Consider the following 13041-nt stretch of genomic DNA (forward strand, 5'->3'; position numbering starts at 1 on the left):
TCTGATGTTTGACGCTAGTTGTGCCGTCACGACGACAAGAAAGAATAGGTAGCCGATAAATCCCAGCGCCCCGCCACAGTAGTATATCCCCACATAACTGATATGCGGTGTCGACGCTGTGAAACCATCGTCCATCGTGTAACTCCGCCCCATGGCCCCGAACAGATTGTCCCACGTTCCCTGAAGGTTTCCCAGACTCGCATCGGCGCCAGAATTCGCCAGACAAGTGTCCCGAGCCCCTCCTGATCGGTCGGATCGATTTCAGTCACATCCGCAGACAGGACACTCGACATCCGATCCGATACCGCGGTCATCACCTTTTCGCCGAGGGGCAGCGCGGAAAGTAACAACAACACCACCACCGCGATGGCCAGAGGCTTGATCATCGCTCTTCTGTTGAACCGCGTCCTGTCAAGGACAAAGATGCCAACCGACATGATAACCAGCATGATGAATGTCCGGACGAAGGTGAAGAAGAGTCCGAAACAGAGCACCAGACCGATCAGCGGTCCAGCCGTACGCCAGCGGGCGTCATAGAACCCCACACCAAGGGCGACGATGGCTCCCGCTACGGCACCCCACATCCCCACGTGGAAGATCCGCTGAAATCCGCCGAACCATTCTTCGCGTGCCACCGCCATATCGTCTGTTGGCGGCACGAGGCCAGGATCCCAGCTGAACAGAATAATGGTCACGCTCACAATGACGAGAACCGTCGCGAGTCCTGCCAACAACTTGCGGAGCGCCGCCTCATCGCGGATTTCCTCGACGATCAGGGGAATCACCGCCCACGCGGCGGTCGCCCGCACGATGCGCAGGATGTCCCGGAGATTCTCTCCCCACACCAGTCCTTTCAGCATGGAAACGCCTAAGCGGCCATCATGACCACCACGATCACACCGGTGCCACCGAGCATCGTCACAGCACGGATAGTCCCAGAATGGGTCACGATACGGATATGCAGGATCTTCGATTGATGACGGAATGCCACGGCGGATGACACGAGCATGGCAGCACCCGATCCCAGCACAAGGGCATAGAATCCGAGAATCTGAAACGTCAGGATGATCCCCAACAGGTTGGCGAGGACATTTAGCGTGTGGAGAAGGGCGACTCGTCCAGCTTCCCCGTTCACGACAAGGAAGTGGTAATAGGGTGTCATGAGGGTACTTCCATACAAATAGCTTATCGTGAGCACCCCCATCGTTGTGCCGATCTCAGCGACATCCGCACCGATCCACAGTTGTGCAACCGCCCAGGCGGTCCCTGCGACAATGAGGGAAACCGGAAGAATGACGAGCAACAACTTCTCCTCCAAGTCCGCGACGATTTCCCGGCGTTTCGCGCCATCATGTTCCGCGGCAAGGAGCGGGAAAACAGGATAGAGTGCACGCGCAAATGCACCCCAGATGAAGCTCCGTGCCTTCAGACCCAGGTCAAAGAGCCCGACCTCCCTTATCCCCAGAAGATGCGAAGCCACGATCTTGGTCAAAGGCTCGAACAACATTGCGATCACCGAACCCGCGTTCACTTGAATTCCAAATCCCAGTTGCTTTCTGATGCTCTGCATGATCGCACCGCGATCCCAGAGTGGAGAAAGACGGCCCCATTGCCGCAGGGTCACGAATGTCACGACCGCGCACCACAATAGTGCGGTGCTCAATGCGGCATAGCCGACCGCGACGAACGGCATCCCCAGCGCAAATACCATAAGCAAGCTGCCCCAATACAGAAATGTATACACTCCTTGAAGAATGCTTGAAATGGAGACCAGTTGCAGGGCATCCAACAACGCGAGCGTCACCTGACCCGCGAGTACCGGAACATTGGAAATAAGGAATAGCACGTACACGTCGCTCGACGCCGGAACAAACCTCTCCGGGACATGTAATACCGCCTCCAGGATAGGGTCCTTCCAAATGATGCCGAGCGCCACCATCACCGAGGCAAAGGCCACTGCAGCAACGAGTCCAACAAGGAAATCTGTGTCTGATTCCCTCGACTTCCCCTGCTTCGCGAGAAATCGGACCGTTGCGGTGTTCAAACCCAGGCCGGAGAGCAGATTGAGACTTCCAACGACCGTTAACAACGAATACACGCCGTAGAGCTCTGCCCCAAGATAGGTCGTGAATACGCGCACAGAGATCACCATCACCAGTGCGCTGATGAGGTACTGAATCACGCTCCAAAGCGAATTGCGAAGATGTCGGGGCGCGGTCATCGTGGTCTCAGCTGCGACGTGGGACGAGGACGGCGATCAAGTGGTCATACGCGACATTGATCTGCAGGCGGCGATGGTGCGAGAATTGCGCCGATGTCGACCGAAGAACCGCGGCCTTCGCAAGGTTTTTTGTCATATCCCACAGGGCAGAACCACCAAAGGCGTGCACTTGGCGCCGGAGTGCCGCGACCGTGAAGCCGGTGCGGTCAGAGAGTTCGCGGATCGCTCGTTCACAGTAGAACGTCACGTGTTGCTCCAAAAGGAAGTAGGCCCACCGATCCGGGTACAGGCGGGCATTGAGTGCGGCGCTATCCCCGGTCTTTACGATTAGAACCGCATCATCCGTCATGGACCCGCGGATGCTCGAGAACAATGCGGCGCAATCCCCGAGGTGCTCGATAACGTCGTTCAACAGCAGGATCTTCTCGGCGCCGGGAGCCCCTAGATGGCTGGAACGGAGAGTTGACCACCGTTGTAAGGTCGTACAAAGAGCGCGCCCGGGCTACAGCGGCCGGAGATGGTTCGAAGCCGCTCACCAGAGCGCCCCTCTTTCTGAATTCATTCAACACTGCGCCAGTTCCACAACCGATCTCGAGCACACCCACCCCCGCTCGAACGGCATGACCAGCTCGACACAACCTATGAGGTCATCAACCTCCTTGGAGCGGTCGTAGTCAAAGACCGCAAACTCCCGCATCATCGAGTTCGTCATACCGGATGGATGGCCCGCCGACCTTGCTTTCGAGTCCGCATGATCTGCACCGGCGAATCTCCCACGCAGGGGTCCGCACCACACGGTCGAAGGTCGATCGTCCGCACAACCAACAAGTGTCGCTCCTCGGCTCTCCTTTCAATCCAGCCTCCGTATCATCCGAGCCGGATTCCCTCCCCAGACCTCTCCCGGAGGGACGGACCTCGTCACGACGCTCCCCGCAGCAATGATGCTGGCGGTTCCAACGCTCACCCCCTTCAGGAGCAACGCGTGCGCTCCAATGAATGCGTCATCACCAACATGCACCGGCGCAGATCGTATGGCATCCCGGTCGTGCCGTCGCCTGCTCAAAGGTTCAAGCGGATGGAAATCGGTATCCCAGATTGAGGCATTGCCCCCACAATTGACGTATGCGCCGATCGTCACGCTCTTCGAACAATAGATGGACACCCCGGACAATCCCGTCCTTGCACCGATCTCAAGACGCGCACCGGAGCCCACAAAGACCGAGCAGCGTTTCGTCAGACCGATCATGTTCCGGCGTGGTGTGCTTACGAAGGTCACATCATCACCGACGATCACCGTTGCGTTCGGGGCAATGTCAAAGATGGGGAATCCAATGAACCGAGTGCGGGCACCAAACCGCACGGATCGGTATCGCCACCGCAGGATGCTCCGATAGACGATGTCCCTGAGACGGCCCATGACCGACGGCCCCGCCGTGAAGGGGACTCACCCGCCAGTGGCACCGTGGCACTCACTTCTGGGTCACGTTGGTTCATTGTATCCACATGAATGGCGTGAGCAGTTCTCGAGCACTTACGAAGGGATTATAAAGGCGATTACGATGTCCTGTGATCGTCATGGCGACTCCCAGCCCCACGAGGAGACTGCCTGTTGTGCCACCAGAACGATGAATTTGGGGATGCTCCGGGCATACCGGCCGAACAGTCGCCGAGGTTCTTGGATCAATCGGAACAACCATTCGAGTCCGGCCCGCTGCATCGCAACCGGCGCGCGCTTCAAGTGACCGGTATTGTAGTCAAATGCCGCCCCAACACCGAGTGTCACACCAGCCGTGAGACGCGGCGCGAACGCACTCATCCATCTCTCCTGCTTCGGCGTGCTCAGACCGACCCAGACAATCGATGCCCCGGACCCGTTGATCACCCTCACGACTTCGTTAGCCTCCTCCCCCGTCAAGGCGCGGAATGGGGGACAGTAGGTGCCCGCAATGCGCAAGCCGGGGTACATCGTGGCGAGACGTGCGGCAAGGGCGTCCGCAACACCATCATTTCCGCCGTAGAGGAAATGGGAGATCTCCTTCCCCACCGATGCAGCACAGACGCGAAGCATGAGTTCGGGCCCGAACACACGGTCCATCTCTTCAAACCCGGCGAACCAACCGAGCCATGATAACGGCATGCCATCGGGAACATTCAGATCGGCGGTGCTCAGGATCTCCCGCATCGTGTGATCGGACTGGCTTTCGATCACCCCGTGCATCCCGGTCACGCAAACGTATCGGCAGCAGGGACCCGGATTCTCGGACCACGCGATGATCGTCCGGACCGCGGCATCCATGTTCGTGGGGTCCACGCGGACGCCGAGCACGTTCACTGATCCGTCCCAGCGGAACCGGCTTCGTATGTGCGTGAACACGATCGCCTATCCCTTCGCCGCCCTGGCCAACTGCTCCTCGATCCAATGGTACGTGACACGTAAGCCATCCATCAATTTCTGCGACGGCTCCCAACCAAGGCTCTGGCGAATGAGATGGTTATCCGAGTTACGCCCCCGCACACCCAGAGGACCTTTGATGTGGTTCAATCGGACCCGTTTCCCCGCGATATCCATCGCCATCTCGGCAAGCTGATTGATCGTCACCATCTCTTCAGAACCAATATTCACCGGGCCGGTGAAGTCGCTTTGCATCAGCCTACGCACCCCTTCGAGGCACTCCTCAACATAGAGGAATGAACGCGTTTGAAGCCCGTCGCCCCAAATTTCTATTTCCCCTCCCTCCAGAGCAGAGGCAACTTTGCGGCATATTGCCGCAGGTGCTTTTTCACGCCCTCCAGTCCACGTCCCTTCCGGGCCAAAGATATTGTGGAACCGCGCGATACGCACTTGTACCTTGTAGTTGCGAGAATAGGCTAGAAAAAGTCTCTCACTGAATAACTTCTCCCAACCATACTCGCTATCAGGAGCCGCAGGATACGCAGACTCCTCGGAGCATTTCGGATTATCTGGATCCATCTGGTTGTATTCAGGATACATGCACGCCGACGAAGAATAGAAGACTTTGCCAATACCAGCAGCTCTCGCACGATCGGCCATGTTCAAATTGATCGTGGCTGAATTGTGCATGACGTCTGCGTCATGGTTCCCCGTAAAGATGTAACCCGCCCCGCCCATATCTGCAGCTAATTGATAGAGTTCATCAAACTTGCGATCGGTGACGTCTCTGCACACGACCTGGTCCCGCAAATCGCCTAGAACAAATTCGTCGGCCACCGTGTCGCTAAACTCCGGCTTCTTGAGGTCAACGCCACGAACCCAGTAGCCTTCGTGTTTGAGCCTCTTAACAAGATGACTCCCGATGAACCCCCCTGCACCACACACAAGAGCAGTCTTCTCGCTTGCCATGCGTTTCTCATCCTTCCGCAATACTCTTGAACTCAATTCGTGCCCCCCTCGAGGGAGAAGGAATCACGACTTCCTGCTGTCTCTTACTTAGCTTCATTCGCTCTCATACCACTCGATCGTCCTCTGCAACCCTTCCTCAAACCCTACCTTCACCTCGAACCCAAACCTCTCCTTCGCCCGCCGCACATCCAGCATCCGCCGCGGCTGGCCGTTCGGCTTCGTGGTGTCCCACACCACCTTCCCCTCATACCCCGTCAACCGCACAATGAGGTCCACCAGGTCGCGAATGGTGATCTCAAATCCCGCACCAATGTTCACCGGGTCCGGATCGTTGTACTTCTCGGTCGCCAACACGATGCCCTCGGCAGCATCATCAACATAGATGAACTCCCTCGTCGCCGACCCATCCCCCCACACCACGATCTCCGGGGCACCTGACCGCTTCCCATCAACACACTTCTTGACAAGAGCCGGGATCACGTGCGACGACGCCGGGTCGAAATTGTCCCCGGGCCCGTACAAATTCACCGGCAACAGGAACACCCCGTTCATCCCGTACTGCTCACGATAGGCCTGCAACTGCACCAGCAACGCCTTCTTCGCTACGCCGTACGGCGCATTCGTCTCCTCCGGATACCCGCTCCAGAGATCGTCCTCACGAAACGGCACCTGCGCAAATTTGGGATACGCACAGATGGTCCCGATCACCACCATCTTCTTCAACGCCACCTGCCGGCCAAGCTCGATCAACTGAATGCCCATGATGGCATTCTCATAGAAGAACTTGCCGGGGTTCTCTCTGTTCGCTCCGATCCCCCCTACCACCGCCGCCAGATGGATCACAACGTCAGGACGCATCTCTCCATACATCCTCCGGATGTCGGCCTCCTTGCGAAGATCGAATTCCTCGATCCGGGGCACGAAGATGTGCTCATAGCCGTGCTCACGCAACGTGCGCTGGACCACCTTCCCCAGAAACCCCGCACCGCCCGTGACCACGATCCTGCTGTCAGAACTCAACATTCCCGACCCTTCGAGCGATGGTCTTCAAGGTCCTCCATTCCCCTTCCTCGCAACCCGCTCGATGTCCGCCTTCACCATGATGCGCACCAGCTCCGCGAATGTCGTCTGCGGCACCCACCCGAGTTTCGCCTTCGCCTTCGCCGGATTCCCCAGCAGAAGCTCTACCTCGGTCGGACGATAATAGCGCGGATCGACCGACACCACCACATCTCCCGTGGCTTTCACCCGCCCTTCTTCCTTCTCCCCGGACCCACTCCACTCGAGCGGCAGCCCGGCGTGCGTAAAAGCCAGGTCGGTGAATTCCTTGACGGTGTGCTTTTCATTGGTCGCCAGGACGAAGTCTTCCGCAATATCGTGCTGCAGGATCCGCCACATCCCTTCAACATAGTCGGGGGCGTAACCCCAATCGCGTTCGGAGTTCAGATTCCCCAACAACAATTGCTTCTGCAGCCCGGCTTTGATCCTCGCAGCCGCAAGCGTGATCTTCCTCGTCACGAACGTCTCCCCGCGACGGGGCGACTCATGATTGAACAATATGCCGTTGCTGGCGAACAGGCCGTAGGCTTCACGGTAGTTCACGACGATCCAGTATCCGTAGAGCTTCGCCACGCCGTACGGGCTCCGCGGATAGAACGGCGTGGTCTCGGTCTGCGGTATCTCCTGAACCTTTCCATACAACTCGCTGGTCGAGGCCTGATAGAACCGGGTCTTCAACCCTGTTTCCCGGATGGCATCAAGGAACCGCACAGTGCCCATGGCATCCACTTCGGCCGTATATTCCGGCAACTCGAACGAGACCTTCACGTGGCTCTGTGCCGCCAGGTTGTAGATCTCCTGGGGCTGAACCTTCTCCAGCAACCTGTTCAGATTGCTGGTGTCGGTAACGTCACCATAGTGCAGGAAGAACCGCTTGCCCGACACTTCCGGATCATTGTAGATGTGGTCGATCCGGGCCGTGTTGAATGAACTGCTCCTTCGAATGATGCCATGAACCTCATAGCCCTTCTGAAGCAGCAATTCGGCAAGGTATGATCCGTCCTGACCGGTGATTCCTGTGACAAGTGCACGTTTCATATCGCACGGAAGGATGTGGTTGGACACAGATGCGCCGGTGCGAGCCGGCGGTTAAGGCACAGGTTGAAGTCTGGCCGTATAAGTTTCAATATAGAAGGGATTTGGCGAGAATCAAGCGGATCATTTCTTCAGTTGCTCCAGGTCCGCTTGTACCATCTCGCTGACGATCTCCTCAAATCCACGTTTGGAAGCCCAGCCAAGAATGCCACGCGCTTTCGTGCTGTCCCCTTTCAACACGTCCACCTCGGCAGGCCGGAAGAACTGCTTGTCCACGACAACGTGGTCCTCATAATTGAGCCCCACGTGCTTGAACGCCGCCGCACAGAATTCCCGAACGGTATGCGTCACCCCCGTGGCGATCACAAAGTCGTCCGGAACCGGTTGCTGCAGCATCATCCACATCGCCGGCACGTACTCCTCAGAGTGGCCCCAGTCCCTGCGCGCCTCGAGATTGCCGAGCCGGAGCTCCTTTGCCAATCCCATCTTGATCTTTGCCGCATGGAACGTGATCTTGCGCGTGACGAACTCATACCCGCGCCTGGGCGACTCATGGTTGAACAGGATCCCGCTCGCGGCGAACATCCCGTACCCCTCCCGGTAATTCCTCGTCAGATCGAACCCCGCCACCTTGGAGATGCCATAGGATGAGCGCGGATGGAACGGAGTATTCTCGGATTGCGGGACCTCCTTGACCTTCCCGAACATCTCACTGGAACTGGCAAAATAGAATTTGCACTCCGGACGCACATCCCGTAACGCCGTGAGGATGAAATGCGTACCGTTGATGTTCGTGTTCAGGGTCGAGAACTCATCTTCGAAGGAGTAGCTCACAAAACTCTGCGCGGCCAGGTGATAACATTCATCGGGCTTCACCGTGACCATGGTCTTGTAGATGCTCGGAAAACTTTCCAGCGATCCGGAATGGAGCTGGATATCGTTCAGGAGATGCTTGATCCGCCACATCCGATGCGATGGGTCCTCGAGCGCGACCCGGCGGACGATCCCATGGACCTCATATCCTTTGGAAAGAAGGAGTTCCGTGAGGTATGAACCGTCCTGGCCTGTGATCCCGGTGATGAGCGCTCGTTTCATTGTGGTCGGTGTCCCCGTGCGAATGTCGTACAGTGCCGTAGCAGTTTTATAGAAGAAACGATTTTTCCACTGAAGAATCAAAACAGAAAAGGCCTCTTCACCGGGTGATGAAGAGGCCTCTATTCAACTGCCGATCGTCAATTGCCCACGAGGGACTGCCGATCAAATGGCGGAGAGGCAGGGATTCGAACCCTGGATACCGCAAGCGGTATACCGGTTTTCGAGACCGGCGCCTTCAACCACTCGGCCACCTCTCCAGTGAATCTATGAATATACCGCTTTCCTACCATTTCCGCAATCTCGTCCGGGCGTCCAGTCCACTTTTTCTCAGCCGAGCACTTCTTTCCCATACGCGAAGAGCGCCGCAGCCCCTCCCGTGTGCCAGAAGAGTACCCCGCCCGACCTCTCCTTACTCCCTTCCATCACGGCCCCAAAAGCCCTGCCGGTGTACACCGGATCGAGCAGTATTCCTTCTTCGCTGGCCATGAGCCGGAGCGACCCTCGTTCCACTTCGCCAACGATCCCATACCCTTCGCCCAGGAATCTGTAGTCCACATGAAAGTCGTCTGCGGTCAAACGCACCGGGATTTTCATCACCTCCGCCGTGGCATTGGCAAGTGCCGCCAGTTCCTCTTCATAACGATCAGGCCCGCGCTCCCCCTTATCGATGCTCACCCCCACGACCCGGCCCTGATACCCGTAGAGCTTCGCACCAAGCGCCAGACCCGCCTGTGTCCCTCCCGAACTGGAAGCGACCACCATGGTCCCGGGCGCAATGCCCATCTCCTTCATCTGCACGACCGCTTCCTTCATCGCAAGGACGTACCCCTGCGCACCCACGCCATTCGAACCGCCATACGGAATGACATAGGGGTGCTTGCCGGCCTTCCTGAGATCAGTTGCGATCTGCTCCATGGTCTCGAGGCGCTTCCCCCGGTCGGTCCAATGGACCTTTGCACCGAGCAGGCCGTCCAGCAACAGATTACCATTCGGGTCCGCAGGCGCGGTGCCACCGAGGATGAGTTCGCATGCCAGCCCCGCCCTCACCGCCGCCGCCGCGGTCTGCCGGCAATGATTCGACTGCGGGGCACCGGCTGTGAGGATGACATCGGCATGCTGCGCCAATGCGTCGGCGATCAGGAATTCAAGCTTCCGGGTCTTGTTCCCGCCAAGCGCGAGTCCCGTCTGGTCGTCGCGCTTGATCCACAGCGGGGATATGCCAAGAGCCTTTTCCAGCCGCGAAAGCCGCTCGAGCGGCGTCGGGAGCTGGGCAAGAGGAAAACGGTCGGTCATAGCGGAGCAGGACCTCTATTTAATGAAGCGGATATTCAATGGATACCGGTATGCCACCCCCTCATTCGCTTTCACCATGGCGATGATCGTGACGATGATATCGAAGATCGCAAGCCCGATGAGCAGAACGATGCCGATCAGAACGATGATCAGGATCGCGGATACGATGAGAAAGATGGTCATGCTGATCTGGAAATTCAGGGCTTCTTTCCCCTGATCATTCACCAATGCATATTCGTCCTTTTTGATCAGCCAGACCACGAGCGGCCCGAGAACGTTGCCAAGGGGATCACAAATCCGGCAAGCGCGCTGAGATGGCAGAACATCGCCCACATGTTCTCGTCGCGGTTCGTTGACGGCGGGGTGATGGGAGGCGGAGGAGGCGTCATTGTCACATTGTCCATGGATACTCCTGAAAGTGATGGGTGAATATAGGGGGAAAACTCACGCCGTGCAACACACCTGGTCCACACACGAACCCGGGAACCGTTTCCCGAGCGATGGAGGACAGGTGCTCTCTCTCTTGGTACGCACGATCGTCACCGATGTGACAACCCCCACGCAAAGCCCCGCTTTCGGCAGAATCTACAACGCAATGTAGAAACCGCTTACCATCTCCCTCGCGCGACTCCTGAGAAACCCCCAAAATAACCCGGATTGAGGGCTTTTCGCCTGTCACCGATGTGGCACATGCCGTGAATGTATCGGCTCTGTGAAAGTCAAGGAACTGGCAATGAAGAAGCTTCAACTATCGATGTTCGCAGCGGCCGGCCTGATACTCGGGGGGACAGGCAGCCTTGCACATGCCGCGCAGGGCTATAGCGACGTCGCAGTGATCGTGAACGTGAACAGCAGTGCATCGCAGACCATCGGATCGTACTTCGCGCAGCAACGCTCCATCCCGTCGGCGAATATCATTTATGTCGATGCGCCTGCGGCCGAAGAGATCACCAATGATGAGTTCCAATCCATCCGCTCCCAGGTGGAATCCCATTTGCAGGCGAACGATCTGGTCACCACGATCAACTATCTCGTGACCACCAAAGGCGTCCCGCTGAAGATCAACCGTGGCGACACTTTCAGTATGAGTTCGCCATCAGCCTCGCTCGAGAGCGAGCTGATGCTCATTCTCGGTACGTATGTGAATTCCATCGGCGGCGCAGGGAGAGTATACTCCCCCTACTACACGAAGAATGCGGCGTTCTCGCGCACGGCCTACGGGTTCTATCTCGTGACCCGGCTCGATGGCTACACGACGGAAGACGTGCTGTCCCTCATCGATCGTAGCGGCCCGGGCACGAAGGTGAGTTCCTCATCCCGCTTCGTCCTCGACCAGGATCCGGTATGGAACACCACCGCGCCGTTCCTCAACGACTACATGGCCCAGGCACGCACCGCACTGCAGAATCGCGGCCGCGTGGTTCGAGTTGAACTCGGATTCGGTCTATGTCACCTCGAGGGCCAATGTGATCGGTTACGTGAGCTGGGGCAGCAACGATCACTATCAGTCGGAATTCACGGAGAATGCCATCCCGTTCAACTCGTGGGTCCCCGGTGCGATCGCCGAGACCTACGTGTCCACCTCCGGACGCTCCTTTGAAGAACCGCCGTCCTATGGACAGTCGCTCGTGGCCGACCTCATCCGTGAAGGCGCCAGCGGCGTGAAGGGGTATGTCTATGAACCCTACAGCAGTTCGATGGCGAATTCCTCATACCTGTTCGACCGGTACGCAGCGGGATTCAACCTTGCCGAGAGCTATTACATGGCGTCGCGGTACTTCTCGTGGATGGACGTGGTCGTCGGCGACCCGAAGACCACGATCACGTTCGTGGACGGTATCCTCCCCGTGCAACTTTCATCGCTTGCCGGCAGGTACGACGATGCGTCATCATCGCTCCGGCTATCGTGGACCACAGTAAGCGAACTGAACAACTACGGTTTCTTTGTGCAGCACCTGAACGCGGCGAGCGGCATGTTCGAGGATATCGACTCGTCTTTCGTGCCCGGCAACGGCACTTCTCTTGAACAGCACACGTACGCATTCGCATGGAGCCTCACTCCGGCCGGATCCGTCGAAGGTCAGGCCTCGGTGTCGCACCAGGTACGGCTGAAGCAGGTCGACCTCGATGGCACCACGTATTTCTCCGATGCGATCATCGTCGAACAGACGGTGTCAACGACCGGCGTGGAAGAGCATGCGCTCCCGCAGGCATTCGGCCTGGCACAGAATTATCCCAACCCCTTCAACCCCTCCACGACGATCCGGTACACGCTTCCGGATGCCGGTGCAGTGCGGTTGGCGGTGTACAACGCGCTCGGACAGGAAGTGGAGATCCTTGTGGATGGCCGGCAGGATGCCGGGGTGCACGAAGTGCAGTTCGTTCCCGGCCGTTCCGGTGCGGTGGCAAGCGGTGTGTATTACTACCGGCTCAGTGCCGGCGACAGATGTGAGACACGATCGATGCTCTACGTAAAATAAACAGCTACGCAGGAAGAACAATGGACGAACAGAGCGAAGTGACGTTGGGCGCGGAACATATGGGCGATACCGCTGCCGGAGATGCCGGTCTTGGTGGTTCCCTGCATCCCCGTCTTGCCTGGATGATGTGCTACCAGGAGACCAGGAACGTCCAGGCCGTGTGCCGCAAGTTCGGGATCAGCCGGAAGACGTTCTACAAGTGGTACAAGCGCTTCCAGCAGGAGAACGGCAGCACGACCGCACTCACCGACCGTTCGCGGAGGCCGCACAGTTTTCCGCGCGCGACCCCGGAAAGCTCGATCGCGATCCTCAAGGAAGCCCGTGAGCAGACCGGCTACGGCCAGCGCCGGCTCCGTGCCTACCTCGAGAAGCGCTATCACATCTCGCTTTCCGAGCGTACGATCTGGAAGATCCTGAAGAAGGAAGAGGCGGCAGCGGAGATGGGCAAGGACGCGGCGTAACACGTCTGCGGAGGCGCGTCCGGATATGTCAGGGGC

Annotated in this window: 13 protein-coding genes, 1 tRNA gene and 1 pseudogene; 2 read left to right on the forward strand and 13 right to left on the reverse strand. The window is 57.9% G+C overall.

Annotation, left to right across the window (positions count from 1 at the left end; translation table 11 throughout):
• Positions 1 to 26: 26 nt before the first annotated feature.
• The 13 genes and pseudogenes from IPI01_21080 to IPI01_21140 form a co-directional block, all read right to left on the reverse strand.
• On the reverse strand, positions 27 to 860 hold the full coding sequence (locus IPI01_21080) for a hypothetical protein (protein MBK7260249.1): 834 nt from the start codon (positions 858 to 860) through the stop codon (positions 27 to 29).
• 8 nt (positions 861 to 868) lie between these two features.
• The gene (locus IPI01_21085) at positions 869 to 2221 is read right to left on the reverse strand and encodes an oligosaccharide flippase family protein (protein MBK7260250.1); all 1353 of its coding nucleotides are present in this window, start codon (positions 2219 to 2221) and stop codon (positions 869 to 871) included.
• Between the two features lie 7 nt (positions 2222 to 2228).
• On the reverse strand, positions 2229 to 2633 hold the full coding sequence (locus IPI01_21090; protein MBK7260251.1) for a hypothetical protein: 405 nt from the start codon (positions 2631 to 2633) through the stop codon (positions 2229 to 2231).
• Positions 2560 to 2820, reverse strand: coding sequence for a class I SAM-dependent methyltransferase (locus IPI01_21095; GenBank protein MBK7260252.1), 261 nt, complete (start codon positions 2818 to 2820; stop codon positions 2560 to 2562). Before IPI01_21095 ends, IPI01_21090 begins: the two co-directional genes overlap by 74 nt.
• A 251-nt stretch (positions 2821 to 3071) precedes the next feature.
• Positions 3072 to 3638, reverse strand: a complete 567-nt coding sequence (locus tag IPI01_21100) for an acyltransferase (protein MBK7260253.1) — start codon at positions 3636 to 3638, stop codon at positions 3072 to 3074.
• A gap of 156 nt (positions 3639 to 3794) precedes the next feature.
• Positions 3795 to 4595, reverse strand: coding sequence for a WecB/TagA/CpsF family glycosyltransferase (locus tag IPI01_21105; GenBank protein MBK7260254.1), 801 nt, complete (start codon positions 4593 to 4595; stop codon positions 3795 to 3797).
• Positions 4596 to 4601: 6 nt separating this feature from the next.
• On the reverse strand, positions 4602 to 5582 hold the full coding sequence (locus IPI01_21110) for an NAD-dependent epimerase/dehydratase family protein (GenBank protein MBK7260255.1): 981 nt from the start codon (positions 5580 to 5582) through the stop codon (positions 4602 to 4604).
• 93 nt (positions 5583 to 5675) lie between these two features.
• Positions 5676 to 6605 carry a GDP-L-fucose synthase gene (locus IPI01_21115; protein MBK7260256.1) on the reverse strand — a complete coding sequence of 310 codons (930 nt, stop codon included), beginning with the start codon at positions 6603 to 6605 and terminating at the stop codon, positions 5676 to 5678.
• Positions 6606 to 6629: 24 nt separating this feature from the next.
• On the reverse strand, positions 6630 to 7679 hold the full coding sequence (gmd, locus tag IPI01_21120) for a GDP-mannose 4,6-dehydratase (protein MBK7260257.1): 1050 nt from the start codon (positions 7677 to 7679) through the stop codon (positions 6630 to 6632).
• Positions 7680 to 7799: 120 nt separating this feature from the next.
• Positions 7800 to 8771: a GDP-mannose 4,6-dehydratase gene (locus tag IPI01_21125; GenBank protein MBK7260258.1), complete on the reverse strand. Its 972-nt coding sequence runs from the start codon at positions 8769 to 8771 to the stop codon at positions 7800 to 7802.
• A 167-nt stretch (positions 8772 to 8938) separates the two neighbouring features.
• Positions 8939 to 9028: transfer RNA gene (locus IPI01_21130), tRNA-Ser, on the reverse strand.
• 70 nt (positions 9029 to 9098) lie between these two features.
• Complete coding sequence (locus IPI01_21135) at positions 9099 to 10064, reverse strand: D-cysteine desulfhydrase family protein (protein MBK7260259.1); 966 nt, start codon at positions 10062 to 10064, stop codon at positions 9099 to 9101.
• A 15-nt stretch (positions 10065 to 10079) separates the two neighbouring features.
• Positions 10080 to 10453, reverse strand: a pseudogene (locus tag IPI01_21140) (DUF4870 domain-containing protein).
• A gap of 1089 nt (positions 10454 to 11542) precedes the next feature.
• Between IPI01_21140 and IPI01_21145 the strand changes: the two are divergent.
• Positions 11543 to 12544: a T9SS type A sorting domain-containing protein gene (locus IPI01_21145; GenBank protein MBK7260260.1), complete on the forward strand. Its 1002-nt coding sequence runs from the start codon at positions 11543 to 11545 to the stop codon at positions 12542 to 12544.
• Positions 12545 to 12564: 20 nt separating this feature from the next.
• Positions 12565 to 13005 (forward strand): helix-turn-helix domain-containing protein, encoded by a 441-nt coding sequence (locus IPI01_21150; protein ID MBK7260261.1) that lies wholly within the window; start codon positions 12565 to 12567, stop codon positions 13003 to 13005.
• Positions 13006 to 13041 lie beyond the last annotated feature (36 nt).

The organism is Ignavibacteriota bacterium (genome assembly GCA_016707525.1).
GTDB lineage: Bacteria > Bacteroidota > Ignavibacteria > UBA10030 > UBA6906 > JAGDMK01.

What these genes read in the sequence shown, in the direction of transcription:
- IPI01_21125 (MBK7260258.1), bottom strand. Translation starts at nt 8,771, where the DNA reads ATGAAACGAGCGCTCATCACCGGGATCACAGGCCAGGACGGTTCATAC.
- IPI01_21135 (MBK7260259.1), bottom strand. Translation starts at nt 10,064, where the DNA reads ATGACCGACCGTTTTCCTCTTGCCCAGCTCCCGACGCCGCTCGAGCGG.
- IPI01_21085 (MBK7260250.1), bottom strand. Translation starts at nt 2,221, where the DNA reads ATGACCGCGCCCCGACATCTTCGCAATTCGCTTTGGAGCGTGATTCAG.
- IPI01_21100 (MBK7260253.1), bottom strand. Translation starts at nt 3,638, where the DNA reads ATGGGCCGTCTCAGGGACATCGTCTATCGGAGCATCCTGCGGTGGCGA.
- IPI01_21150 (MBK7260261.1), top strand. Translation starts at nt 12,565, where the DNA reads ATGGACGAACAGAGCGAAGTGACGTTGGGCGCGGAACATATGGGCGAT.
- IPI01_21110 (MBK7260255.1), bottom strand. Translation starts at nt 5,582, where the DNA reads ATGGCAAGCGAGAAGACTGCTCTTGTGTGTGGTGCAGGGGGGTTCATC.
- IPI01_21115 (MBK7260256.1), bottom strand. Translation starts at nt 6,605, where the DNA reads ATGTTGAGTTCTGACAGCAGGATCGTGGTCACGGGCGGTGCGGGGTTT.
- gmd (MBK7260257.1), bottom strand. Translation starts at nt 7,679, where the DNA reads ATGAAACGTGCACTTGTCACAGGAATCACCGGTCAGGACGGATCATAC.
- IPI01_21080 (MBK7260249.1), bottom strand. Translation starts at nt 860, where the DNA reads ATGCTGAAAGGACTGGTGTGGGGAGAGAATCTCCGGGACATCCTGCGC.